At 54.5% G+C, this 22,895-nt stretch carries 20 protein-coding genes; 14 read left to right on the top strand and 6 right to left on the bottom strand.

Features of this window, described 5'->3' with window-relative positions:
- The first annotated feature begins 2 nt into the window (after positions 1 to 2).
- On the top strand, positions 3 to 173 hold the full coding sequence (locus LZU96_RS22820; RefSeq protein WP_158086617.1) for a hypothetical protein: 171 nt from the start codon (positions 3 to 5) through the stop codon (positions 171 to 173).
- Positions 174 to 277: 104 nt separating this feature from the next.
- On the opposite strand, the gene LZU96_RS22815 is transcribed toward LZU96_RS22820, so the two are convergent.
- On the bottom strand, positions 278 to 1,042 hold the full coding sequence (locus LZU96_RS22815) for an SGNH/GDSL hydrolase family protein (RefSeq protein WP_233988888.1): 765 nt from the start codon (positions 1,040 to 1,042) through the stop codon (positions 278 to 280).
- Positions 1,043 to 1,647: 605 nt separating this feature from the next.
- On the opposite strand from LZU96_RS22815, the gene LZU96_RS22810 reads away from it, so the two are divergent.
- The 4 genes from LZU96_RS22810 (at position 1,648) to LZU96_RS22795 (ending at position 8,386) form a co-directional block, all read left to right on the top strand.
- The gene (locus tag LZU96_RS22810; RefSeq protein WP_233988887.1) at positions 1,648 to 2,766 is read left to right on the top strand and encodes an acyltransferase family protein; all 1,119 of its coding nucleotides are present in this window, start codon (positions 1,648 to 1,650) and stop codon (positions 2,764 to 2,766) included.
- A 257-nt stretch (positions 2,767 to 3,023) separates the two neighbouring features.
- The gene (locus LZU96_RS22805) at positions 3,024 to 5,351 is read left to right on the top strand and encodes an FdhF/YdeP family oxidoreductase (protein ID WP_233988886.1); all 2,328 of its coding nucleotides are present in this window, start codon (positions 3,024 to 3,026) and stop codon (positions 5,349 to 5,351) included.
- Between the two features lie 435 nt (positions 5,352 to 5,786).
- The gene (locus LZU96_RS22800) at positions 5,787 to 7,010 is read left to right on the top strand and encodes a cupin domain-containing protein (RefSeq protein ID WP_233988885.1); all 1,224 of its coding nucleotides are present in this window, start codon (positions 5,787 to 5,789) and stop codon (positions 7,008 to 7,010) included.
- 260 nt (positions 7,011 to 7,270) lie between these two features.
- Positions 7,271 to 8,386: a metallophosphoesterase gene (locus LZU96_RS22795; protein WP_233988884.1), complete on the top strand. Its 1,116-nt coding sequence runs from the start codon at positions 7,271 to 7,273 to the stop codon at positions 8,384 to 8,386.
- A gap of 53 nt (positions 8,387 to 8,439) precedes the next feature.
- Here LZU96_RS22795 and LZU96_RS22790 read toward each other — a convergent pair whose 3' ends face one another.
- Positions 8,440 to 8,895: a winged helix-turn-helix transcriptional regulator gene (locus LZU96_RS22790; protein WP_233988883.1), complete on the bottom strand. Its 456-nt coding sequence runs from the start codon at positions 8,893 to 8,895 to the stop codon at positions 8,440 to 8,442.
- A gap of 134 nt (positions 8,896 to 9,029) precedes the next feature.
- Here LZU96_RS22790 and LZU96_RS22785 point away from each other — a divergent pair, with 134 nt between their 5' ends.
- The 3 genes from LZU96_RS22785 to LZU96_RS22775 are packed head-to-tail and all read left to right on the top strand — an operon-like array spanning position 9,030 to position 12,016.
- On the top strand, positions 9,030 to 10,286 hold the full coding sequence (locus tag LZU96_RS22785; protein ID WP_262287806.1) for an MFS transporter: 1,257 nt from the start codon (positions 9,030 to 9,032) through the stop codon (positions 10,284 to 10,286).
- A gap of 1 nt (position 10,287) precedes the next feature.
- Entirely contained in the window at positions 10,288 to 11,175 is an 888-nt protein-coding gene (locus LZU96_RS22780) for an EamA family transporter (RefSeq protein WP_233988882.1), read from the top strand.
- A 37-nt stretch (positions 11,176 to 11,212) separates the two neighbouring features.
- Positions 11,213 to 12,016, top strand: a complete 804-nt coding sequence (locus LZU96_RS22775; protein WP_233988881.1) for an MBL fold metallo-hydrolase — start codon at positions 11,213 to 11,215, stop codon at positions 12,014 to 12,016.
- Between the two features lie 195 nt (positions 12,017 to 12,211).
- Here LZU96_RS22775 and LZU96_RS22770 read toward each other — a convergent pair whose 3' ends face one another.
- Positions 12,212 to 13,870, bottom strand: a complete 1,659-nt coding sequence (locus tag LZU96_RS22770; RefSeq protein ID WP_233988880.1) for a methyl-accepting chemotaxis protein — start codon at positions 13,868 to 13,870, stop codon at positions 12,212 to 12,214.
- A gap of 626 nt (positions 13,871 to 14,496) precedes the next feature.
- On the opposite strand from LZU96_RS22770, the gene LZU96_RS22765 reads away from it, so the two are divergent.
- Positions 14,497 to 14,817 carry a hypothetical protein gene (locus LZU96_RS22765; protein WP_233988879.1) on the top strand — a complete coding sequence of 107 codons (321 nt, stop codon included), beginning with the start codon at positions 14,497 to 14,499 and terminating at the stop codon, positions 14,815 to 14,817.
- Between the two features lie 95 nt (positions 14,818 to 14,912).
- On the opposite strand, the gene LZU96_RS22760 is transcribed toward LZU96_RS22765, so the two are convergent.
- Positions 14,913 to 15,134 carry a DNA polymerase V subunit gene (locus tag LZU96_RS22760; protein WP_233988878.1) on the bottom strand — a complete coding sequence of 74 codons (222 nt, stop codon included), beginning with the start codon at positions 15,132 to 15,134 and terminating at the stop codon, positions 14,913 to 14,915.
- 1,155 nt (positions 15,135 to 16,289) lie between these two features.
- Here LZU96_RS22760 and LZU96_RS22755 point away from each other — a divergent pair.
- The 3 genes from LZU96_RS22755 (at position 16,290) to LZU96_RS22745 (ending at position 18,841) form a co-directional block, all read left to right on the top strand.
- Complete coding sequence (locus LZU96_RS22755; RefSeq protein WP_233988877.1) at positions 16,290 to 17,510, top strand: diguanylate phosphodiesterase; 1,221 nt, start codon at positions 16,290 to 16,292, stop codon at positions 17,508 to 17,510.
- A gap of 148 nt (positions 17,511 to 17,658) precedes the next feature.
- Positions 17,659 to 17,868, top strand: a complete 210-nt coding sequence (locus tag LZU96_RS22750; RefSeq protein ID WP_064738984.1) for a CsbD family protein — start codon at positions 17,659 to 17,661, stop codon at positions 17,866 to 17,868.
- Positions 17,869 to 18,076: 208 nt separating this feature from the next.
- The gene (locus tag LZU96_RS22745) at positions 18,077 to 18,841 is read left to right on the top strand and encodes a MerR family transcriptional regulator (protein WP_233988876.1); all 765 of its coding nucleotides are present in this window, start codon (positions 18,077 to 18,079) and stop codon (positions 18,839 to 18,841) included.
- Between the two features lie 91 nt (positions 18,842 to 18,932).
- Here the strand turns inward: LZU96_RS22745 and LZU96_RS22740 are convergent, their stop codons facing one another.
- Entirely contained in the window at positions 18,933 to 19,424 is a 492-nt protein-coding gene (locus LZU96_RS22740) for an Hsp20 family protein (protein WP_233988875.1), read from the bottom strand.
- 168 nt (positions 19,425 to 19,592) lie between these two features.
- Positions 19,593 to 19,832, bottom strand: a complete 240-nt coding sequence (locus LZU96_RS22735; protein ID WP_233988874.1) for a transcriptional regulator — start codon at positions 19,830 to 19,832, stop codon at positions 19,593 to 19,595.
- A 377-nt stretch (positions 19,833 to 20,209) separates the two neighbouring features.
- Between LZU96_RS22735 and LZU96_RS22730 the strand changes: the two genes are divergently transcribed.
- Together LZU96_RS22730 and LZU96_RS22725 are read left to right on the top strand one after the other, a co-directional pair.
- Positions 20,210 to 20,434, top strand: a complete 225-nt coding sequence (locus LZU96_RS22730; protein ID WP_233988873.1) for a DUF3606 domain-containing protein — start codon at positions 20,210 to 20,212, stop codon at positions 20,432 to 20,434.
- 516 nt (positions 20,435 to 20,950) lie between these two features.
- Positions 20,951 to 22,735, top strand: coding sequence for a GGDEF domain-containing phosphodiesterase (locus LZU96_RS22725; protein WP_233988872.1), 1,785 nt, complete (start codon positions 20,951 to 20,953; stop codon positions 22,733 to 22,735).
- The last annotated feature ends 160 nt before the right edge of the window (positions 22,736 to 22,895 follow it).

The raw sequence follows: 22,895 nt of genomic DNA, 5'->3' as shown, positions 1-22,895 counted from the left end.
GAATGATGAAATTTTTCTATTTCGTTTCGCTTATCGCCTCAGCGCTTTATTTACTGGCATTCCTGCCTAAACTCCGAACCAAACGCGAACCGATTGCCTACTGGGGATGCTGGGCTTATCTCGGTGCCAATGCCCTGTTCTGGGCCGTTTATGGTGTCCGCCACTACCTTTGACGCGCTTTTTTAACCAAAGCGGCAAAAGCCACACTCTTCGTCGCCAGATCACTGATCGGGCGGCAGTTTAGCGGGCATTTTCCAGCGCCTGCCCGCAAGTGCGTTTATCCGGCATCCTGGCCGCCGGCATTGTCGCCCTGGCGGTCTGTGGCGGCGCGTGAAGATGGCGGAACAGCCGCTGACGGGGCATTAATCGCAGCCTTAATCTGTGCGCCATACTGACGATCAACTACCCTGAAAGTCTCCTGCGCTTTGATCTGATAGAGCGCTTCGGAGGGATGAATGCAGTCGGGTGACATCATCGCCTGCCAGTTCCCGATCTCCTGAATGCGCTGGTACTGCCGGACCAGCGGCACGTCATCAGCCTGGGTCAGGTTATCGATCTGCGCCACATAGGGTGCAACGTTCCATTTTTCCGCCCGCCCGCACAACGGATGCGGCTCCTGCACAATCACCGCTTTGCCGTACTGCTGCGCCACGGCGATCAGTTCAGACATGATTGCCCGGTATTGCGCCGGACTGACGATATAATCCGGTTCAATATCTTTGAAGTGATAATGACGAGCATCGTTGGTGGCAAAGTTAAGCAGGATCAGATCGGCGGGCGAAGCCGCCATCTCTTCGCGCCAGCTTTTGTTCTTGCGGTAAAAATAGCGGCCCTGTAACAGATCCTTCGACTGCGCCGACAGCTCACCTTTATTGACGATCTCGACGTTAGCGCCATATTTAGCTTTCAGCATCTGGCCCAGCTGCGAGATTTCGTTATTTTTTGTCAGCGTAGCCCGTAATTTACCGTCCTTTCTGACGGCCATCGCGCCTTTGGTGCTGGAACCGCCATAGGCTTCGATAATATATTTACCGTCCTGCATGGCTGCCAGTGACACGCCGGAAAATAAGCAAAGCGGGAAAGATACAAACAGTGTAAGGAGCAAATTTCTCATTGGGCGTCACTCTGACATAACCGAAAAAAAAGATTATCAGTGATATTTCGCCTGCGGCAAAATAATTTTGCCGTCCCCTCTTCCCCTTATCCCGCCTGAAGAGAAAAAGAGGCGAATAAGCGAACCCTTTAGCAACCAATCATTACCTCCGCCGATGTCGGGCCACAAAAAAAGGCGCGCCTCAGCGGCCAGAAAACATCAGCAACCGGGGCGATTTTTGCTGCATTTTTAAGCATCAGTTAAGCAGGGCTTCATCCGCCCGGCCTTTTTCCGGATAACGAAATCGCCGCACAGCAAGGGTTTGGGCGGGAAATCGTGCCTGACGCCCACCCGCAGAGGCCATTTTCAGATAAAAAAGCGGCGTCAGAAAAGGGCCAGGCCGGTTTATCATAATTTATGGATCAGACAGAACGGCACGCTGGGGGAATTCTGAAAAGTGTCGTGCAATATGTTAATTAAACTTCAGAGTGATATTCTGCCGCTACAAGGTCGCCTCAGACCCCAACACTCCGTCATTTATTAAGGTAATAAAAGTGACTACACCCTCTTTTTTATCGAGCCGAAATATCGGCCTCGATTTTCTGCGCGCCATACTTATCCTTGAAGGGGTTTTATATCATGCGGCCCGAAGTCTGCCAGGCGGTAATAGCTGGTATTACGTTTCGGATAAAAATGAGTCATTGATCTTTAGCTCGCTGATCGAATTTATCCATACCTTTCGGATGGAGGCCTTTTTCTTCCTTTCCGGCATGTTCTCGGCGATGGTTTTCTTACGCAAGGGGCAGGCCTTTTTCTTCGATAATCGCCGCAAGCGGGTGCTGGTTCCGCTGCTGGCCGCCTTCGCCTTTATACCCGGCGTGATGTACTGGCTGAGCACGACGATTAAAGGGGTTGATACCACGACCAGTGGTTTGCTGGCCGCCTATATGCAACTGCATCACTTGTGGTTCCTGGTGTCGCTTTCGGTCATTTCCTTTTTCGTTCCTGCCCGCCTCTACGCGCAGCTGGCCACCCTTGCCCGACGCCTGCCGTTTACGGTCTGGCTGGCAGCGCTGATAGTCGCGGCGAACAGTCTGTTTGTGGTGAAATTCGCGGTAAAAGATCTGGGCGAGCTGATCACGTTAATTCCGGTGACGGCGCGTTTCTGCGTTTATTATGCGGCAGGCTATGTCCTCTATCTTAATCGTGATGCCATCCCGCAATTAGCGAAACATCCGCTGCTGAACACGGCCTTTGTGACGCTGCTGGCCATTGGCTGTTATATCGCTTTCTTCCTGACGCTGAAATTTAATCTGCAGGGCGTGGCGAAATATATCCCGGTACTGCTCAGTAGTGTTTTCTCGGTGATTTTTTCCTACTGGGTGATCTTCTTTTTTGAAAAGTTAAGGTTCAAAGAGAGCCGCATCGTTAACACCGTAGTTGACTCTGCGCTGGTGGTTTATATTCTGCACTATCCTATCGCGATTGGTTTCGCCTGGCTGCTGGATGACTACCTGCCGGATAATTACCCTGTGACTTATGTGCTGATCGTCACCGCCATTGCGTCAGGGCTGAGTGCGCTGTGCTATATGGTCATCAAGCGTCAGGCGCTACTCGCAACCCTGTTTGGCCTGAAAGCGAAACCGGCAAAACCGCTGGCTGTTGCCAGTTAAACTCTCGCCTTTTCCGGACACAATAATAGCGTAACGATAGCCTGATTATTGCGCTGTACTGTTTCGGTTCGTTTATTTCTCTGCTGGCGCTTTAGGGCGCCAGTCTTTATTTATGCTGATGACCAGACAGTAATCTGGCATCGTCTGACAGAAACATTTTGAGAAAAATTTTCATCAAATAATGGGCTGCATCCACCCTGTTTTGGTTATTTGTGTACCAGACTTAGCAAATAACAATAGAGACAATGTGGAGCATTATGAAAGAGCAAAATCGCACAACCGGTATCGCCCCGTACGGTGGCGCAGCAGGCGGCTGGGGAGCCCTGAAAGCGGTCGCCGATGCGATCCGTGGTCAGATGTCAGTGAAACAGGATGTGATTGCCCTGTTTAAAGTTAATCAGCCGCAGGGCTTTGACTGTCCGGGCTGCGCCTGGCCCGATCCGCAACATGCCTCCTCGTTTGAATTTTGTGAAAATGGCGCGAAAGCGGTCTCCTGGGAAGCCACCAGCAAACGCACCACGCCAGAATTCTTTGCTGCTCACACCGTCACTGAACTGTGGCAGCGCAGTGCGTTACATCTGGAAGGTGAAGGGCGTCTGACGCATCCGATGAAGTACGATGCGGCCACCGATACCTATCAGCCGATTGAGTGGGAAACCGCGTTTAAGGAGATCGGCGAACACCTGCGTAGCTATGACGATCCCGACAGCGTGGAGTTTTACACCTCGGGTCGCGCCTCTAACGAAGCGGCTTTCCTGTGGCAGCTCTTTGCCCGTGAATATGGCACCAATAACTTTCCCGACTGTTCCAACATGTGTCATGAACCAACCAGCGTCGGTTTGCCAGAATCGATCGGCGTCGGCAAAGGCACGGTAGAGCTGGAAGATTTTGACCATTGCGATCTGGTGCTGTGCATCGGTCACAACCCTGGCACCAACCATCCGCGGATGCTCGGCACTCTGCGTGAAGTCTCTAAACGTGGCGCGACTATCGTGGCAATTAACCCGTTGCGTGAACGCGGGCTTGAGCGCTTTACCTCCCCTCAGAGTCCGATTGAAATGCTTTCCCTCAGCTCCACCGAACTGGCTTCGACCTATTACAAAGTGCGGGTCGGCGGCGATGCGGCGATGCTGAAAGGCGTGATGAAAATCCTGCTGACAATGCACCAGGAGGCGCTAAGCAATGGTGAGCCAGGGGTGATCGACGAAGACTTCATCGCCCAGCACACCGAAGGATTCGACGCTCTGAAGGCCGATCTTGACAGCACCGACTGGGACCACATCCTCAAGGTGTCAGGCATGGCGCGTGAAGAGATCCAGCATATCGCCCGGCTGTATGCCAGCGCTGAACGTACGATCATCTGTTACGGCATGGGCATTACCCAGCATCAGTATGGCACCCAGAACGTGCAGCAAATTGCCAACCTGCTGTTGCTGCGCGGCAATATTGGCAAACCCGGTGCCGGGATCTGTCCACTGCGTGGACACTCTAACGTGCAGGGCGACCGCACCGTCGGTATCACCGAGATCCCGCCGCAGTCGCTGCTCGATAACCTGGAAAAGGTGTTTGGCTTCCGCCCGCCGCAGAAACACGGTCACGGTGCCATTCAGGCCATTCAGGCGATGCGGGACGGTAAAGCCAAAGCCCTGCTCTGTCTGGGCGGTAATCTGGCTGAAGCCATTTCCGATCCCCAGGTGACATTCCCGGCGATGCGCAACCTTGACCTGGTGGTACACATGGCCACCAAGCTCAACCGCTCTCACCTGCTGCTCGGCAAACATAATTACCTGCTGCCGGTGCTGGGCCGCACGGAGACTGACATTCAGGCGACCGGCGCGCAAAGCGTCACGGTGGAAGATTCCATGTCTATGGTGCACGCCTCTCGCGGCTCTCTGGAACCGGCTTCACCGCACCTGAAATCTGAGCCGGCGCTGGTCGCCGCGCTGGCCGAGGCGACCCTGCCTGACAGCGTGGTCGACTGGCGCGCAATGGCCGCCGATTACAACCGCATCCGTGACGCAATCGAAGCCGTCTTCCCGGCGTTTGAAAATTTCAATGAGCGGGTGAAGCAGCCGGGCGGCTTCCGGCTTCATAATGCCGCTTCTGAGCGGGTCTGGAATACGCCGTCAGGCCGCGCACAGTTCAAAGTGATGCAGGGAATTAATGAAGATCCCCGTTCGCTGAAGTGTCACGATCTGGTGCTCACCACGCTGCGCAGTCACGATCAGTACAACACCACACTGTACGGCCTGAACGACCGCTATCGTGGTGTGACCGGTCGCCGTGATGTGCTGTTTATTAATGCCGAAGAGGCCGAGAAACGTGAGCTGCGGGTGGGCGATCGGGTCGATTTAATGGCGCTGGACCCGGACGGTCATCCCACCTCGCGGCAGATGAAAAACCTGACGATTGTGATTATCGATATGGCGCCCGGTTCCGTCGGTGCTTACTACCCTGAAGCTAACGTGATGGTGCCGCTCGACAGTCACGATACGCAGAGTGGTATACCGGCGTATAAAAGCATTCCGGTGACGATGACGCGGGTTACCGACGAAACGACCACTACGTCGGGCATATTACGTTAATCTTCCGGCGGGTGTCGGAGGCAGTATCAGTCCAGGTTGCCTGACGCTCAGGCAACCTTTTTTTAGCTCGCGGCGGCAGGTAACGCCGGCGAAAAAGGTATCACTAGCCTGCTAAGAGTTAAATTTTAATTACCCTATCCGTAACAAGAGATGTCAGACGTAACCTGTCTCACTCATTCAACCGCAATTAAACGCACGCCTTTCAATTAGGCATTTAATGCGATTATCAGGGCCGTTTTTTGCCCGAAGTTATACCTCAACTCAACGCGCAACATTCTTCGCTCAGCCCGACAACGCATCAATAATGCTTACCGGTCTGTTTGTCGCCTGATGACGTTACAAATTTGTTAAACGCAACCTTTCATCTGCTCTTATAACGGTTATGCAGCACCCATCGCTGCCCCTCAACAACTCACAGTGGAAGGAAGCAAACGCATGACAGTATTGAGCAGACGACGCTTTATGGCCTTTGCCGCCGGTGGTACGGTCGCATTGGCCGCGGGTCAGGTACATGCCCATGATAATCAGGTCAGGAGTTATCCGGCCGGTGCGCAATCCGGTGGTCGCGATCCGGGTCCGCACGATCCCATTCGTGAAGCGGAAAACCCGGATCTGGTTAATCCGCCCGCCACGGACAGCGGCACCCTGCCCAATCTGCGTTACAGTTTCAGCGATGCGCACGTCCGCAAAGGCAGCGGCGGCTGGACCCGACAGGTGACTCAGCGTGAGCTGGGCATCTCAACCACCATCGCCGGGGTCGATATGCGTCTCAACGCAGGCGGTATTCGTGAACTGCACTGGCACAAAGAAGCAGAATGGGCTTACATGACCTACGGAACCGCGCGGGTCACCGCTTTCGATGCGCACGGCGGCTGGTTCGTCGATGATATCGGCGTCGGTGACCTGTGGTATTTCCCGCCCGGCATCCCGCACTCCATTCAGGGGCTGGGACCCGACGGCTGTGAATTTTTACTGGCCTTTGACGATGGCAATTTCGATGAGGACAGCACGTTCCTGCTCTCCGACTGGTTTAAGCATATTCCGCCGGAGATCCTTGCCAAAAACTTCCAGCTGCCGGTATCCACCTTCTCTCAGCTGCCGTCTCCGGCTGACGAATACATTTTCGCCGGTACGCCACCCGATCGACCCGCTGGCGACACGGTTCAGGGCGGCAGCCGATCGGCCCTGCGTTTTACCCATCACATGCTGGCCCAGGACCCGATCAAAGCGCCGGGCGGGACGGTTCGCATCACCGACTCCTCTAACTTTCCGATCGCCAAAGATATCGCGGCGGCGCTGGTCGAAATCGAACCCGGTGGACTGCGTGAGCTGCACTGGCATCCCAATAACGATGAGTGGCAATATTATCTGGAAGGCGAAGGCCGGATGGGCGTGTTTGCCTCATCGGGTCAGGCGCGGACGTTTGATTACCGGGCCGGTGATGTCGGCTATGTGCCGTTCGCGATGGGCCATTACATCGAAAATACCGGCAAGGGCCCGTTACGCTTCCTGGAGCTGTTTAAGAGCGACTATTACGCCGATTTCTCGCTCAACCAGTGGCTGGCCAGCACGCCTCCGGCACTGGTTAAGCAGCATCTGCATCTGGATGACGCCTTTATGGCGGCGCTGTCGCAAAACAAACGTCCGGTGGTCAGATAAGCCCGTGGCCGGATTACCGGCCATTCTTCCCGTGAGGCAGTGAGCTGTTTCAGCCCGTGTCATCAGCGCCCCGTCACCGCTTCCGCCCGTCCCGCCGCTGTTCACGGTTTTCTCTGCACATAGCATTCGTCGCACAGTCAACACTGCGGCAGAGTCGTATACACTAGCAGCCTGCGCGACCCGCGTGATGACGCGGTTAATAATGCACGTTCTCGTTTTATGGCTTGCACCGTTCTTCGGTGCTCACAGGGAAAATTGCTATGTTTCACCTGATTTTCAGCTTACCCAGCTGGTATGTCATTGCTCGCGTCATTGTTCCCTTATCCCTGCCGCTGGCCGTCAAAATTCTGTTATCGATGCTGGTGCTGCTGGCCTCACAATATCTGCTGGTCAGCCGCTTCACCTCGGGCGGCCTCTTCTCGGCAGAGATGCCGCGCATCATTATCATCCTGTTCAACTGGGCCTTCAGCACCGTGCTGCTGCTGGCGCTGACCCAGATCGCGATAGATATTATCGCGCTGCTCGCCCTGCTGCTGCGCCATCCGCTGGAACTGGTCCCCGGCGTACGCTATCTGGCCGTGCTGTTCGCCATGGTGCTGGCGGCGGTGGGCGTTCAGCAGGCGATACGGGTGCCGCCGGTCAAAGAGGTGACTCTTGTAGTGCCCGGCCTGCCGGCGGAGTTTGACGGCTATCAGCTGTTGCAGCTGACAGATTTGCATATCACACGCTTGTTTAACGCGGACTGGAGTGCAGCAACGGTGAAAAAGGCGATGTCGCTGGGGGTTGATCTGATTGTGGTCACCGGCGATGTGATTGATGGCAGTCTCGAACACCGCCGCAACGATGTCGCCCCGCTGCGCGACCTCAACGCACCCGATGGCGTCTGGGCAATCACCGGGAATCATGAATATTTCTTCCATCAGGCAGTCTGGACCGAACATCTGGCTTCACTGGGGCTTCAGCCGTTGCTGAACAGCCACAGGGTGATCCAGCGTGGCGAGGCAAAACTGGTGATTGCCGGTCTGCCGGACGCATCGGCACCCGCCAGACACTCACCGGGCCCCGATCTGGCAAAAGCGCTGGAGAATGCGCCCGCCGATGCGCCGGTCATCCTGCTGGATCATCAGCCCCGTAATGCGCGACACAACGCCGCGATGGGCGTCGATGTGCAGCTCTCCGGTCATACTCATGGCGGCCTGATCGTCGGGCTGGACCGGTTGTTTGCGAAACCCAATGGTGGCTTTGTTTCCGGTCTTTATCAGGTGGACGGTATGCAGCTCTATGTCAATAACGGCACGGCGCTCTGGCCGGGAATGGCGGTTCGTCTGGGCCGCCCGTCAGAACTGACCCGCATTACGCTGAGAGGCAAGCCCTGATTCACCGATCAGCGAGGCCTGACCCGCGATGCGTGCGGTTCAGGCCGCTGTGATCACTCTCCTTTCGTCACCCGTATACGGTGACAATCCTCCGGCCCCAGCGGCTCTCCGCTGGCGGATACCACGGCCAGCGGCTGCAGCGGCTGTTCACGCTGATTATCAATCAGCACCGAATGGACTTCGCCAGCGGTAAACAGATTCTGTTCACCCCACTGGCGCATCGCCACGATAATCGGAAACAGCGCACGTCCACGTTCTGTCAGTGCATACTCGCTGTAGGCGCTGCCGTCAGACGCAGGCCGCAGATCAAACACGCCCAGCTCCACCAGCAATTTCAGCCGCGCGGCCAGAATATTTTTCGCCAGCCCGAGGTTTTTCTGAAATTCACTGAAGCGGCGGACGTTGTCGAAAGCCTCGCGAACGATCATTAAACACCAGCGTTCACCTATCGCTTCCAGCGTTCGGGCCACCGGACATTCACTGTTTAACAATGCGGATTGTTTTGCCATGTTCACTCCTGCGCTTTAAGGCGTTCTGCTGAGTATACTCCGCGATCGTCAATCTGGTTGCTAAAAAAAACCACCGCAGCTAATAATGGTTAACTGGTTTTATTTCGAAACCAGATAGCCAGCAGAGGTGCGCAATGCTTCAGACCGACAGCAACAGGCGGGTTCCGACAGGGAACAGTGACGTCAGGGCCTCATCAGCCAGCAGTAAACCGGTGCCGCTGAGGCAGGTATTGCTGTTCGGTATGATCTGCTCACTGGCGGTTGGCAACGTCTATTTTGCCCAGCCTCTGCTAACCGCTATGGCGCAAACTTTTGCCGTTTCGGCCGGTTCGATCGGCGTGGTGGTTACCGCCACGCAGGTCGGTTATGCGCTTGGACTGCTGTTTATCGTGCCGCTGGGGGATATCGTTAATGGTCGCCATCTGATTGTCGGCCAGTTGCTGATCCTGGCGCTGGCGGTGTCGCTGGTGAGTTTCTCTCCGGATTTTTATGCTCTGCTGATCAGCATGAGCCTGGTCGGTCTGATGGCGGTGGTGGTTCAGGTGGTGGTGGCTTATGCCGCCTCGCTCTCCTCTGCGGCGCAGCGGGGTCAGGTGGTGGGCATGGTCACCGGAGGCGTTGTGCTGGGGATTCTTTTTGCCCGGCTGACGGCTGGCGTGATCGCCGATCTCGCGGGCTGGCGTGCAGTCTATCTCTGCTCTGCTGCGCTGTTAGTGCTGCTGGCTGGGATCTTTTACCGCACGACGCCCGCCACGCCTCTCCCTGGCATCAAACCCCGCTGGCCCCAGCTGATGCGCAGTTTCTTTCGGTTGTTTACCGATGAACCGCGACTTCAGGTGCGGGGAACGCTGGCTATGCTGATTTTTGCTGCCTTCAGCGTGTTCTGGACCTCGATGGTGCTGCCGTTAAGCCAGCTTAATTTCAGCCATAGCGCTATCGGCCTGTTTGGCCTGGCAGGTATTGCGGGCGCACTGGCCGCCATCCGGGCTGGTCGCTGGACCGATCGCGGCTATGGGCAACGCACCACCGGCGCTGGCTTGCTGCTGCTGACGCTGTCGTGGCTGCTGCTGGCGTTACTCAATTATTCAATCTGGCTGTTTATCGCGGGTGTGATCCTGCTGGATTTCGCGGTGCAGGCGGTCCACGTCAGCAGCCAGAGTCTGCTTCTCCAGGCCCGGCCTGAGGCGGGTAGCCGGCTGATCGCTGCCTATATGTGCTTCTACTCGGTCGGCAGCGCCCTGGGTGCAGTAGCCGGCACGCGGGTCTACGCACTCTGGCAATGGCCGGGCGTTTGTCTGCTCGGCAGCGCCATCAGCCTGACCGCGCTGCTGTTCTGGTGGGCTACGTCGCGCGCCTTACCTGCTGCTGCTTCCGCCACTCAGGAGCGATAAAATGAAAACACATCATCTGCTGCTTGCCGTGCTGATCACCGCTATCTGGGGAATGAACTTTTCCGTGATTAAACTCGGACTGCTGGAGGTTGACCCGTTTATCCTTGCCGGGCTCCGCTTTCTGTTGTGCGCCCTGCCTGCCCTGTTTTTCATCGCTAAACCGGATGTGAAATGGCGCTGGCTGATCGGCTACGGGCTGGTGTTCGGCGTCGGTTTGTGGGGCATGGTCAATCTGGCGATCAGGCTCGGACTCTCGGCCGGGGTCGCATCACTGTTACTGCAGTTCAGCGCGCTCTTTACCCTGGTTCTGGGAGGATGGGTGTTTCGCGAGCCGCTGTCGCGCTATCAGTGGGCGGGCATCGCCATCGCGCTGACCGGCTTGCTGTGCATCATTTTTCTGACCGATGGCTCCGTTTCTCTGCCCGGGCTGGGCTGCGTGCTGGTGGCGGCGGTGGCCTGGAGCGTTGCCAATATTCTGTATAAAAAAGCCGATACCCGGCAGGTATTTGCCTTTTTGATCTGGTCGAGTCTGTTCGCCCCGATCCCATTATTCATTCTGGCTTATGCTGTTAATGGATGGAGCGGCTTCCACGGTTTACTGGCTCACACCCACGGAATAACGCTGTTGTCGATCCTGTTCCAGGCCTATCCCAATACCCTGTTTGGCTACTGGGTATGGAACGCCTTACTGAAACGCTATCCGGTCTCTACCGTTGCGCCACTCTCCTTGCTGGTGCCGGTGTTTGGCTTACTGGGATCGTTCTGGATTTTCGATGAGCCGTTGTCAGCGCTGAAGCTGGCTGCGCTGCTGATCATTATCAGCGGCCTGAGTACCGGCTTATATGGCGCCCGCCTGAGGCAGGCGTGGCGTGGCCGGACGGTTCCCTGATGCACGACATTCCCTGCCGGGATAAAAGGAGGTCAACATGATCAGGCTATGTACCGCCTGTGGCACTGCATATCAGCAACAGCAGAGTCAGTTAACTCACTGTAAAATCTGTGAGGATGCGCGGCAGTACGTGCCCGCGTCGGGCCTGAGCTGGATCGATTTCGGGCAACTGACGTCCCGTCACGCCAACAAATGGACGGCACACGGCGATGCCCTGCTGAGCATCAAAACCGTGCCGAAATTTGCTATCGATCAGCGGGCTTTTCTGCTGCGCACCCCGCAGGGAAATGTACTGTGGGACTGCATTGCCAATCTTGATGAGGCGACCCTGACGCTGGTAAAAGCACTCGGCGGTCTGCACGCCATCGCCATTTCCCATCCGCACTACTACACCACCATGCAGGAGTGGGCCGCCGCCTTTAACGCACCGATTTACCTGCACGCGCGCGATCGCGAATGGATAGTGCGCGACAGCCCACACATTAAACTGTGGCAGGGTGAATCGTTAGCGCTGTTGCCTTCACTGACGCTACTACGGCTCGGCGGCCATTTTCCCGGTGGCTGCGTACTGCACTGGGATGAAGGCGACGGCGTGATCCTGGCGGGTGATATTCTTCAGGTGACGCCCGGCGCGCACGGCGTGTCGTTTATGTGGAGCTATCCGAACATGCTGCCGCTTTCCGCCGCCGCGGTGCAGAGTATTCTGCAACGGCTTTCTGGTGTGACATTCGGGCGACTTTACGGTGCCTTTGACGGGCAGGAAATTCACCGGCAGGCCAAAGAGAAAGTGATGCGATCCGGGCAAACCTATCTGGCCTGCTTAGAAAACCAGGACGAATGACAGCCCTGAAGGCAGCTTAGCCCGCAGCGCACACCGGACGTGGCGACGTGCGTAACTGGCGATTGCAGCCGCTCAGCCAGCCGCAGGTCTGCTCTTCCGGCTCCGCATAGCGATTGACCCCCATGTCGGTAAGGTTTTTTAATCTACCCGCAAAAAAGCCTCCCGAAGAGGAGGCTTTAGGCATAATGCATCGATTCAGAAACTTTCCCAGTTGGCCCTGGTTAAATCGACAATCTGGCGGTCGGGTTGAGGGCTTTGCAATGCCGGACGGATGCCAGCACGGTTTTGCACTGCCTGAGGAGCCCGGCTGTGGTTATCCACTTTAAAGGTGGCCACCAGCGCCGATAAGGTTTCAGCCTGTTCCTGCAGGGATTTTGAAGCCGATGATGCCTCTTCAACCAGCGAGGCGTTCTGCTGCGTAACCTCATCCATCTGACCGATAGCCAGATGAACCTGCCCGATGCCCTTGCTTTGCTCAGAGGTAGCCGCAGCGATCTCATTCACCAGATCGGCGACCTGCTGGATCGCCTGACGGACATTTTCACTGTTACTGCCAACACCACTGGCCTGTTCTAAACCGTGCCCGACCTCTGACACCGAGGTTGCGATAAGGTCTTTAATTTCACGCGCGGCAGACGAGGAGCGCTGTGCCAGATTACGCACTTCAGAAGCGACAACTGCGAAGCCCCGTCCGTGCTCACCGGCACGCGCCGCTTCTACCGCCGCGTTCAGCGCCAGGATATTGGTCTGGAAAGCGATGCCTTCAATCAGCCCGGTGATTTCAGAAATTTTAGCCGAGCTGCCGCGGATCTCATCCATCGTACTCAGCATTTGCTTCACCGCCGCCCCGTTCTGAATCGACATATGATTCGCATTGTTTGCCAGCTGACTGGCCTGTTGCGCACCTTCTGCATTCTGGCGTACCGTTTCGCTCAGCGTTGCCATGCTGGCAGAGGTCTGCTCCAGCGAAGCCGCCTGCTCTTCGGTGCGCGAAGAGAGATCTTCATTGCCCGCCGCGATTTGTGTCGAACCGGTACTGACCGATTGTGCAGCATGATTCACCGACAACAGCGTCGCGGAAACCCGCTGTAACAGCCCATTAAACGCCATCGCGGTTTTGCCAATCTCATCTTTTCTTAACACCGGCGCGGTACGGGTCAAGTCGAGCGTATTGCTGACCTGAGTCAGGGTATTGACCATGCCCGAGAGGCTTTTCCGGATGCCAAGAATAGTGCTGGCAGAGAAAGCGCCGAGCAGCAGGATGATCAGCAAAGAGCCGCCTGACATCGCCCACAGCGTCAGGCGGTAGACGCGCTGATTTTCTGCCCGCAGCTGATTGCCGATATTAATGTTCAGCTCAATCTGACGGGTAAAATCCGCTTCAAGTTTTCTTGCGGCAGCGCCGATCCCGGCATCACCCTGCAGCAGTGCCAGCGAAACCGCATTATTGTGCGCACGTGAAGCCGCAATAAATGCCGGTAACGCGCTACGCACCGCGTCAAGATTTCTGTAGGACTGCTCGGTCAGCGCTTTATCTTCCTCGTTGGAGATGTCATTCGCCATATAGTAATCGCTAAGCGATTTGATCTCGTCCAGCAACTGGTTAATCCGCTGCTCGGCCGCCGGCAGTCGGGCACTCTCCATCGTGCTCTGATGGCGATACAGCGCAATCCCGAGCTGATTAGTCGCACTGATCGATTTGTTGATATCCCGGATGCTGGGAATGGCATTGACCTGCACATATTCAAAACGGGACTGAAAACCTGAGATCACGGATAAAGAAATAATCGCCAATGCAATCAGAGAGATTGCAAGCAGTGAGAATACCGTTACCAGTCGCTGTGTAATAGTCATAAATGCTCGCTGTAAAACAGGCTAAAAAAAGCACAGGGTTATTTAGTGAATCGTTTTTATCGGCGCGGTTTAAACGGGCTTTAATTAATCTTCGCCATTATATTTTTTTATTATTTCTTGCAAACAGCCTGTTCTGGACTATGTAATAAATTGCATTCAGGATGCATGTCGGCGCGGAGCGATTATTTTTCCGCGCCTCTGTTGATTATTTTATTTTCGACACGATTTACTCCTCAGCGGGCAGAATATATCCGCACAGAAACCGTTCATGGTCTGATGATTAGCGTTCTTATTATGAAATTTCAGCATCAGATAAGCACGCCGCGGGCAAAATCGGGTCATAACGGCGATCTGTACGAACAGGGGATCTCCTGCGCGCGCCGTGCTGTCAGCCCCGGAATCCCGTGCGCTGCGCAAAATAAGTTACATCAGAATTTCTGATTGAATAACGGCCCTTTACCTGAGTCTGTCTGAACAAGCTGGGCGTCTGCATGGTTGATTTTGTCAGTACCAATTAAAAAACGTGATTGGGCTGGCAGAAATCAAATCATGGTCTATGCTCACTGGCCCGACCAGGCTCAGGTCTGGTCCACAGCAATAACATATACAATAAAAAAGGAGTCATTATGGATTTAGCCACATTTGAAGCCAGAACCGGCCTTTGGCCACATATGCAGTTTACCGATGTCGAATATGAAGTGTGCGGCGATCGGGTTGAGATCTACGCCATTGATGTCAGTGGTCAGACGAAGAGTAAGCTGTTTATCTGCCGTGTTGCGAATGAACAACAGGCAGCCTCGCTGACCGCTCAGTTCAAAGAGTGGTTGCCTAAACTGAAGCTGAAAAAACGCAAAGTGGCGCTCAACCTTGCTCGTGTCGCCTGTGAAAAGAGTTATCCCGCCACGCTAAACCGGCCGGCTAGTCACACAGCCAGCCGATCGTTCTGATCGCCCGGCCGCGTCCCTTTCTTCAGCCTGACTGTCAGCGGTCAGGCTGATCAGATTAGCCGGTCAGCGGGTGCCAATGGCGCGTTCATCACGGTTTACGACAGCCGGAAAAGGCGATCGTCGCCTGGCGCAATAGAGACATCCTGAAACGGTGTGATGTGGATTTCGATCCAGTGATTGGCAGCCCGCAAGGTGTGTGGCCAGTTGCGCCGCGCCAGTTCTGCGACAAAATCATGGGTGCTTATCGTCAACCTGCCGTTTTCGTCCTGTCGTATTGCCTGACGGAACGCGGTATGAATTTCATCTTCCTGTGACATTTATCGCTTCTCACATCAACTGTATAAATAAACAGTATTAGTAATCGACTCAGTAATCAAGCGTTGAGCGTCATTCCAGCCTGCTTCACTTCAGCCTGGCGCCGTCTGCTCTTTCACCTATCGCTTGTGGCCGGACTAAAAAGTGCCAGCCCGATCCCGCTGACATCGCTAAGCGCACCCCTTCGCACGGATCTGAATAATTATTTGATTTATAATATTATTTTTGGTTTTTCGTTACAGGCAGCAGGCGCGGTTGTTGCTTTCTCACTCCTGCCGCTCAGTGACTTTAAGCCAAATCTTAGAAAACGTTTTCATATAAGCGTAACGCGTTGATTAGCCAGACAATCACCTTCCATTAGCGTTTTAATTATTTGATATCTAACTAAAATAACAAGTAAACGTAGCGGCAACTCTGCAGGTTTTGCCCTATCTTTAAATGGCTCTGTAAGGAAATCCACTCCGATTACAGAGTGATCTAACTCCTACCCTTGCCCCCTTTTTCAGGGGGCTCTTTTTTATAGACTGCCAGGTCGTTTTCAACAGGCGGTTTTCCTCACCCCGCTCCACTGATTATTCCCGCTGATCGGATAAGGCACAGAGTCAGCCTCAGCAGTAAAGATATACCTGAGCAGGAATTAATACCGATTAGCGTTAAGAAAGGTTATTTATTTGTAACGGTATAATTCATTACGCTGAATCAATACAAACAATGCGGATCATATTGCTTTGAAAAGAATGCTTTTTTTATTCATATCGTTGATACAGGCTTTTCGTGAGTGAAAATTGGACCAACACGCTATGGAAACAATTAAAAAAGTTGGGTAATAATCACACTGACCACCCTTATCCGGCGCCTCACCAGGGAAGCCGTTAGTCCATAAAAACAGGTTCGTTCGTTGTTTGCCCCTGCCTTAATGGAAGGGGCTTTTCATGTGCGTTGTTTCAGTCAGCGTAATGGGCTGTTCCTTTCCGCTTAAACGTTATCTGACCTCTCTGTTAGCAGACCAGATTAATCCGGTCAGCAGATTTCAGCCTGCATAAATGGACGCCCGCCATCCGCCCAGCAGAGGGATGAAAACGCCGCTGTTGTGTCGCTAACCGCGATTCACTCTGTGTTATGGTTGCTGAGCAAATACCAGCCATGCGAGTCCGCCTATGCTTTCCACCATCATTTACCGTAGCCAGCTTACGTCTTGCGTCTCACCTGAGAGATTGCAGGCGCTGGTCGATCATGCCAGTTCTAAAAACATGGCTATTCAGGTGACCGGTATCCTGTTATTTGATGGACAGCATTTTTTCCAGGTGCTGGAAGGCACAATGGAAGCCGTTCTCGACGTCTATCAGCGTATCAGTCAGGACGATCGGCATTTTAATCTGATTGAATTAATGCGTGATTACGCGCCGGCCCGCCGGTTTGGCCATGCGGGTATGGAGCTGTTTGATCTGCGGGGCTACCAGGACAGCTCCGTCGTGGAGGCGCTGCTTAACCGTGTCACGCTGAATGCCAGTCGGGTGAAAGGCGATCGGGTGGTGAAATTCTTACGGTCTTTTGTAGAGGGCCGCGATAAAGAGACCTTTATTGCAATTGATCCGGCACAGGCCTGGCAGCTGGTTACCCCACCGCAACCTGCCCTTCCATCACCTTATTGTCCTGCGCCCGACCAGCATTGTGCATTTGCCCTTCAGCCGATTGTCGATGTCGCCCGTCGCCGCATCGTCTCCTGTGAGGCGCTGATACGCGGCCCGCAGGGCGCCTCACCAGCAGACTATTTTGCCCGACTGCCTGAAGATAAGATTTATCAGGCCGATCTCCATTCAAAAACCTACGCCTTTATGCTGGCCAGGCATCTGGGGATGCGTCATCAGACGCTGTCCGTCAACCTGCTGCCGATGTCACTGGTGGTGATTGAACACGCAGTTGAACAGCTGATCCAGCAGATCATCCGACAGGGGTTACGCCCGGAGCAGGTGGTGGTTGAAGTGACGGAGGATGAGGTCATTTCGCGCTTTGATGAATTCCAGTTTGCGGTACAGCAGCTGAAAGCAGCCGGCATCAGTCTGGCGCTCGACGATTTTGGTGCCGGTTTTGCGGGCCTTTCGCTGTTAGCGGAGTTTCAGCCAGACAAAGTGAAAATTGACCGAAAGCTGATTATGGATATTCACCGCAGCGGTCCGCGTCAGGCGATCGTGCTGGCGATCCTGAAATGCTGTAATGCGCTGGAAATAACGGTGATAGCGGAAGGGGTCGAGAAGATTGAAGAATGGCTGTGGCTGGAAGGCGCGGGCGTTCGCTATTTTCAGGGGTTCCTGTTTGCCCGGCCGGCCCTCAATACTATTCCGCCGGTAAGCTGGCCTGAACGTCGTCAGTTACGCTGATCGACTCTTTTCGCAGGAGTATGATGCAGCTCACACCGCTTCGCTGCAAAGCACAGAAGCTGTGCCAGGCTTAATCCATCGGTCAGAGAGAGCGTCTGGCTGATAATGATTAAATCGCTGGAAACCAGCCTGAAAGTGGAGAATCACCATGAACGAAGATCGCATTAGCGGTAACTGGAAGCAGTTCAAAGGCAAAGTTAAGGAAAAATGGGGCGATCTCACAGATGACGATATGACCGTTGTTGAAGGGAAGCGCGATCAGCTGGTCGGTAAGATTCAGGAACGCTACGGATACGAAAAAGATCGTGCCGAGAAAGAAGTAAAAGAGTGGGAAGATTCGAACAAGTACCACTGGTAATACCTTCTCTATGCCGGGCTGCCCTGCGCCCGGCTCGTTTTCTGTTTCACTCCCCTGCCCTCATTTATCACGTCACGCTTGCTCCTCTGAGGTGCCGCATTTGCTGCACTGATTATTATGGAAATGATTGTTTCTTTATAGGGCAGTGACGCGCATACTGCCGACGTCGTCCCGGTCACCGGGATCCGTACCTCTCCGGAAACCTATTATGCCCCAACACTCTACCGACACGGTCTGCGGCCTCGTCGGGGTTCTGCCTGAGACGCTGCGCCGCTGGCGTCGTGCCGGTCTTATAACCTCTCCCGGACCTGCCGGTTATTCCGACAGCCAGTTGACGCGTGCGCTCTACGTGCGCGACATGACCTCAGGCGGCCATACGCTTTTCGATATTCACACCTCGCTTCGCTGGCCTGCGCTGAAGCCTCCAGGTGGCTGGGCCTGCCGGGAAGAAGAGTTGTTGCAACTGTTACGTCATAACGCGGATGAAGACATTGAGCGCGAATTACGCATGATGGGCACCGATTACAGCGGCGATGATTATGTTAACTGCTATCTGCGGCCGCTGAATCTCTGGTTACGTACCGATGTCAGTGACGGATCAGCAAGCCGTCAGCAACGTTTCCATTCCGCTATCGTCTCGCAATGGGAAGGTCTGGCGCTGGCGTCTCAGCGTCGCAGTACCGTGCCGCTCTTTCTTGAAGCAGTCAGCGTCACCGATGAAACAGAGATCTGGATGGAAGCCATCCGTCTTAACGGACAGGGGTTACGGGTCGAAGTTGCTGCGGTTGCCTCCGGTAAGCCTGCCGTGGCTCACCGCCGGTTTGATCATCATCTGATGTGGTGCAGCGACGGGATTACACCACTGATGAATGCCGCCTATCAGTCGATGCTGGCGGCAGGTCAGCCGGTGATGCTGACCGGAACCGATACCCGGCTCAAGGCCGGGGAAGAGGTGCTGGCCATCAGCGCCTGACGGCAGCCTGCATCACGCCCGTCGGTCACCGGATAAAAAAGGCGGAAGACGATCGTTATCGCCTTCCGCCTTGACGTCCTTCACTTACCCATTATTTCTGATGTTCCAGCGTTCTGGCTCCGCCGGTTTCAATAGGAATACGGCGAGGTTTCTCACTTTCCGGTATCTCCTGCAGTAAACCAACGTTCAGCAGGCCATCCGCCAGGCTGGCACCGGTCACTTTCATGTGTTCGGGAATAGCGAAGCTCAGCCGGAAATCATGACGGGCAATACCGCGGTAGATCCAGCCACTGTTCTCCTCATTCGCGTCACCGGACGCTTCCGGCGCCGTGGTCTCTTTCTTACCTGCCACAGAAAGGCGTCCACCGCTGAGCTCAATTTCAAGCTCGTGCTCTTTCCAGCCCGGTACGCTGACCGTCAGCGCGTAACGATCGTTGTCGACTCGCTGCAGATCGTAAGCGGGTGCTGACGTCAGCTGGCTGTCGCCGGTGAGCTGACTGAACAGTTTATCGATGCGGCTGAATCGATCTGATAATGCGGAATCAGCCAGTGAGGGGAAGACGGAAATCTGATGTAATGACATGGCGATAACCTCCTGAATAATGTTCATCCAAAAGCTCATCTGACCGGCTGACAGTGGCCGGTCACTTCTTAAAATAATAGCCTTTTCATCACTTTCAAGGCGGCTGGCTGATTTTTTTATTGTCATAAAGTCAATAAGTTAAATAATCGCTCATCGCCGGATGCTGGACTATTTCTTTGCGTGCGGGGTCAGGCAGAAATGGGGATGTCGGCCCGCCAGTAACAGCAGCAGCTCATATTCACCCTGACTTAACAGCGTCGGATTAACGGCCGCTTCTTTGGTTTGCCAGACACGCAGGCTGAGGTCAAAGCGCTCGGCGGCGCTCTGCTGAGAGAGTCCCGCGGCAAGTCGAAGTTCACGAACATTATTCTGCACAATCACAGGCTGCGGGGAGGAACGATTAACCAAAAAAAACTCCTTTGAAATGAGTGACCCGCATAAAAAACGTAACGCTGCTTTTTATCGAAAGCAGAGCGTTACCGACGCGGCCCGGATGTTTTGACATGAGAATAATTGACCATTTTATTTAAATGTCAAATATCCGGCTTATCTTTCACCTGTAATCCGGCGTTAAGCGGAGCGGCGCATTGTGTCAGTAAATCGTCATTTTTCAGTTTTTTAGAATGCTTTATTTCTGATGCCAGGAATTTTCTTGTTATTTTTAATCTCGCTGATTCAGGGATTATTCCGCTATCCCGTGTTCCTCTCATTCGTCAGGATAGTCCGTTTAGCCTGAGGTTAATTTTCAGGTCGGCTACCCTAAAAAACAAGAGGAGAAAAAACAGATGAAAAACCCTATTCAGCGCCGTTCACCGGAAGACCTGTCGCGGGTGGAGCTGCGTGAACAATGGCAGATTACCTACTGGACGCAGGAGCTGAAGACAACGCAGGAACGGCTGACACGTGCAATTCGTGAAACCGGCCCTGAGGCGGATCATGTGCGCGACTGGCTGGAGAAAAATCCGCCGCCACGACGCCCGGCGCAATCCGCCGCCGGCAGCAAAGGTTAACCTGACTGTCGCCTGAGCCCCGGCATCAGCCAGAACTCATCAGCGATACGCGTTGCCTGACAGGGTGGCTCAGCGGCTGACGGAAAGCGACGCTGAGTGACTCTGGCGGCGTTTTACCTTTTTTCTGAAGGTGTTACCGCTCCTCTTTTGGTGAGGCTGCCACCATTTTTCCCTTACATCTCCTCTTACCGACCGCATATTCCGAATTAATCGCGCGAGGAATTAAGGCGAATTGGTTAGCTGTCAGCGAATAAACGATAAGCCGCTTTGTAGTATATTCCTTGCTGTCAGTGAAAATAAAAAGCGTTATCGATAAAATCACCGAATCGTAAACAGGCATGAAATGCGTTAAAGAAAATATAAAGAGACACCCGCCGCAGAGTCACTTATCATCGCGGTGAAAATAATAATTACGCGTTATTTCCTTTCGCCTAATCGCACTTCGTTCCGGTCAGTTACCGTACAATTTCTCTTTTTTATTTCGCGCCGTCATCAGAGGGTGCGAAGGACACACACATGCTAAAAAATTTAGACGGCGACGACGAGCGCCGTTCCCGTGCTTTGCAGGCGTTAAGTAACCCTGACGAGAGCCGGGACGACGTGCTCAGAAAATTTGTCAGGCTGGCCAGCCAGGCACTGAGTATACCGGGCAGCTTCATTTCTGTGCTGGATGATGAATTTCAGACAGTCCGCGCGGCGCACAACTTTGCTCTGGAGCGCTCAACCCGCCAGGACTCCTTATGCCGCCACGTCGTTGACAGCGATAGCGCAGTAATCGTCCCTGACACCTATCTCGATGCGCGTTTTGTTACCCATCCATTAATTACCGGTGTGCCCTTTATTCGCTTCTATGCCGGCGTGCCGTTAAAAAACCGCGAGGGGATTATTCTGGGCACCTTGTGCGTGACTGACACCGCGCCGCACACGTTTGGCGCGGACCAGGTCACCACGCTGAAGCTGCTCTCTACCCTGGTGATGTCATTTCTGGAGGCGTGGCATTCCGCCGGTTTTGCCGATCCGGTGACCGGATTACCCAATCGCCAGCGTCTGATCCGCGATCTGCAATATCTGGCCGTAGCCGGCGATACCACACCGCGCCGGCTGGTGCTGATCGATTGCATCGACATGTCACGCGCTTACGAACTGGCCCGCACGATGGGCATGGGGCCGGTTGAAAATCTGCTGAAAGATATGGCGACGCTGTTGCCGCTGCGGCTGCGTCCGGCGGTGGGCGAAATGCTCTATACGGTCGCTACGGGCCGGTTCGCCATTTTAACCCGCGCAGATAGCCGGCTTAGTGCGGCATGGGTCGCGGGCCGTCTGGAAGGTATCAGTGCTGATATGGATGAAGGCTTGTCCGTGGCGCTGACCACACACACTGGCGAGGCTGACTTTATTGCTGGCAGCGTACCGGCACCTGAAGTGCTGCGCCGGGCGGTCAGCGCACTCAACGAAGCGGTGGGACGCGGATTGCCGTCACACCGCTTCGACGTGGCATCAGAGATGCAGCGTACCGATGATTTCGTACTGATGAACGATCTTAAAATGGCCTTGCGCGACAATGTCGGACTCTATCTGGTCTATCAGCCAAAGATTTGTCTGCACAGTGGTAAACCGGTCGGGCTGGAAGCGCTGGTCCGCTGGCATCATCCCACGCGCGGTGAGCTCTCTCCCGCGGCTTTTCTTCCGCTGGCTGAGCAGACCGATCTGCTTTCCACCCTGACCGCCTGGGTGATCGATCAGGCCGTTGATCGCCTGCGACGACTGCGGAATAACTGCATCCAGCTGCCGTTAACCGTCAACGTCAGCGTCCGCGATTTTTCACGTGAGGGGTTTGCCGCCGCGCTTGAGAGTAAAATGCTAAAGGCAAAGCTGCCGACCTCGCTGCTGGGCATCGAGTGTCTGGAGACCGAACGCATCATCGAAAGCCCGACGGCTTTGCGCGGTCTGGAATTGCTGAAACACCGGGGCTTTGGCATTTCGCTTGATGATTTCGGTTCCGGCTACAGCAATATCAGTTATCTGCGACGAATGCCGCTTGATGTGATTAAGCTGGATCGTTCGCTAATCAGTGAACTCTCCTCTGATACCGCTTCACGGATTATCGCCCGTAGCATTATCGCCATGCTCAAGGAGCTGGACTATGTGGTACTGGCAGAGGGTGTCGAGTGCCCGGATACGGTGAACTCGCTGACCGAGTATGGCTGCGATCAGGCACAGGGCTTTTTCTACTCAAAACCGCTCACGGAAGAAGCGCTCAATCACTGGCTGCACTGGAAACTGCGCGGTCATTGTCATTGAGGCTGTCACCGATCGGGCTGACAGATTCCAAAGCGCTGTCTGTTGCAGACAGCGCTTTGTTGTTGTCGCTGTTCAGGCGGAGTGATCCGGCACCCTCATAAACATTCAAAATTTTTGAAGTTTAACAGCAAAACATCGCTATTCCCCTTCCGCGTCATTG

It is taken from the genome of Pantoea agglomerans, from assembly GCF_021397715.1.
Taxonomy (GTDB): domain Bacteria; phylum Pseudomonadota; class Gammaproteobacteria; order Enterobacterales; family Enterobacteriaceae; genus Pantoea; species Pantoea astica.
The sequence above is the reverse complement of the archived record's forward strand: the minus strand, read 5'-3'. Positions and strand labels throughout refer to the sequence as shown.

Bases quoted from the DNA above. Each gene is read 5' to 3' on its own strand.
- LZU96_RS22805 (WP_233988886.1), top strand. From the start codon at position 3,024: ATGAAAGAGCAAAATCGCACAACCGGTATCGCCCCGTACGGTGGCGCA.
- LZU96_RS22760 (WP_233988878.1), bottom strand. From the start codon at position 15,134: ATGTCACAGGAAGATGAAATTCATACCGCGTTCCGTCAGGCAATACGA.
- LZU96_RS22765 (WP_233988879.1), top strand. From the start codon at position 14,497: ATGGATTTAGCCACATTTGAAGCCAGAACCGGCCTTTGGCCACATATG.
- LZU96_RS22770 (WP_233988880.1), bottom strand. From the start codon at position 13,870: ATGACTATTACACAGCGACTGGTAACGGTATTCTCACTGCTTGCAATC.
- LZU96_RS22725 (WP_233988872.1), top strand. From the start codon at position 20,951: ATGCTAAAAAATTTAGACGGCGACGACGAGCGCCGTTCCCGTGCTTTG.
- LZU96_RS22730 (WP_233988873.1), top strand. From the start codon at position 20,210: ATGAAAAACCCTATTCAGCGCCGTTCACCGGAAGACCTGTCGCGGGTG.
- LZU96_RS22800 (WP_233988885.1), top strand. From the start codon at position 5,787: ATGACAGTATTGAGCAGACGACGCTTTATGGCCTTTGCCGCCGGTGGT.
- LZU96_RS22820 (WP_158086617.1), top strand. From the start codon at position 3: ATGATGAAATTTTTCTATTTCGTTTCGCTTATCGCCTCAGCGCTTTAT.
- LZU96_RS22750 (WP_064738984.1), top strand. From the start codon at position 17,659: ATGAACGAAGATCGCATTAGCGGTAACTGGAAGCAGTTCAAAGGCAAA.
- LZU96_RS22740 (WP_233988875.1), bottom strand. From the start codon at position 19,424: ATGTCATTACATCAGATTTCCGTCTTCCCCTCACTGGCTGATTCCGCA.
- LZU96_RS22785 (WP_262287806.1), top strand. From the start codon at position 9,030: ATGCTTCAGACCGACAGCAACAGGCGGGTTCCGACAGGGAACAGTGAC.
- LZU96_RS22780 (WP_233988882.1), top strand. From the start codon at position 10,288: ATGAAAACACATCATCTGCTGCTTGCCGTGCTGATCACCGCTATCTGG.
- LZU96_RS22745 (WP_233988876.1), top strand. From the start codon at position 18,077: ATGCCCCAACACTCTACCGACACGGTCTGCGGCCTCGTCGGGGTTCTG.
- LZU96_RS22795 (WP_233988884.1), top strand. From the start codon at position 7,271: ATGTTTCACCTGATTTTCAGCTTACCCAGCTGGTATGTCATTGCTCGC.
- LZU96_RS22815 (WP_233988888.1), bottom strand. From the start codon at position 1,042: ATGCAGGACGGTAAATATATTATCGAAGCCTATGGCGGTTCCAGCACC.
- LZU96_RS22790 (WP_233988883.1), bottom strand. From the start codon at position 8,895: ATGGCAAAACAATCCGCATTGTTAAACAGTGAATGTCCGGTGGCCCGA.
- LZU96_RS22755 (WP_233988877.1), top strand. From the start codon at position 16,290: ATGCTTTCCACCATCATTTACCGTAGCCAGCTTACGTCTTGCGTCTCA.
- LZU96_RS22775 (WP_233988881.1), top strand. From the start codon at position 11,213: ATGATCAGGCTATGTACCGCCTGTGGCACTGCATATCAGCAACAGCAG.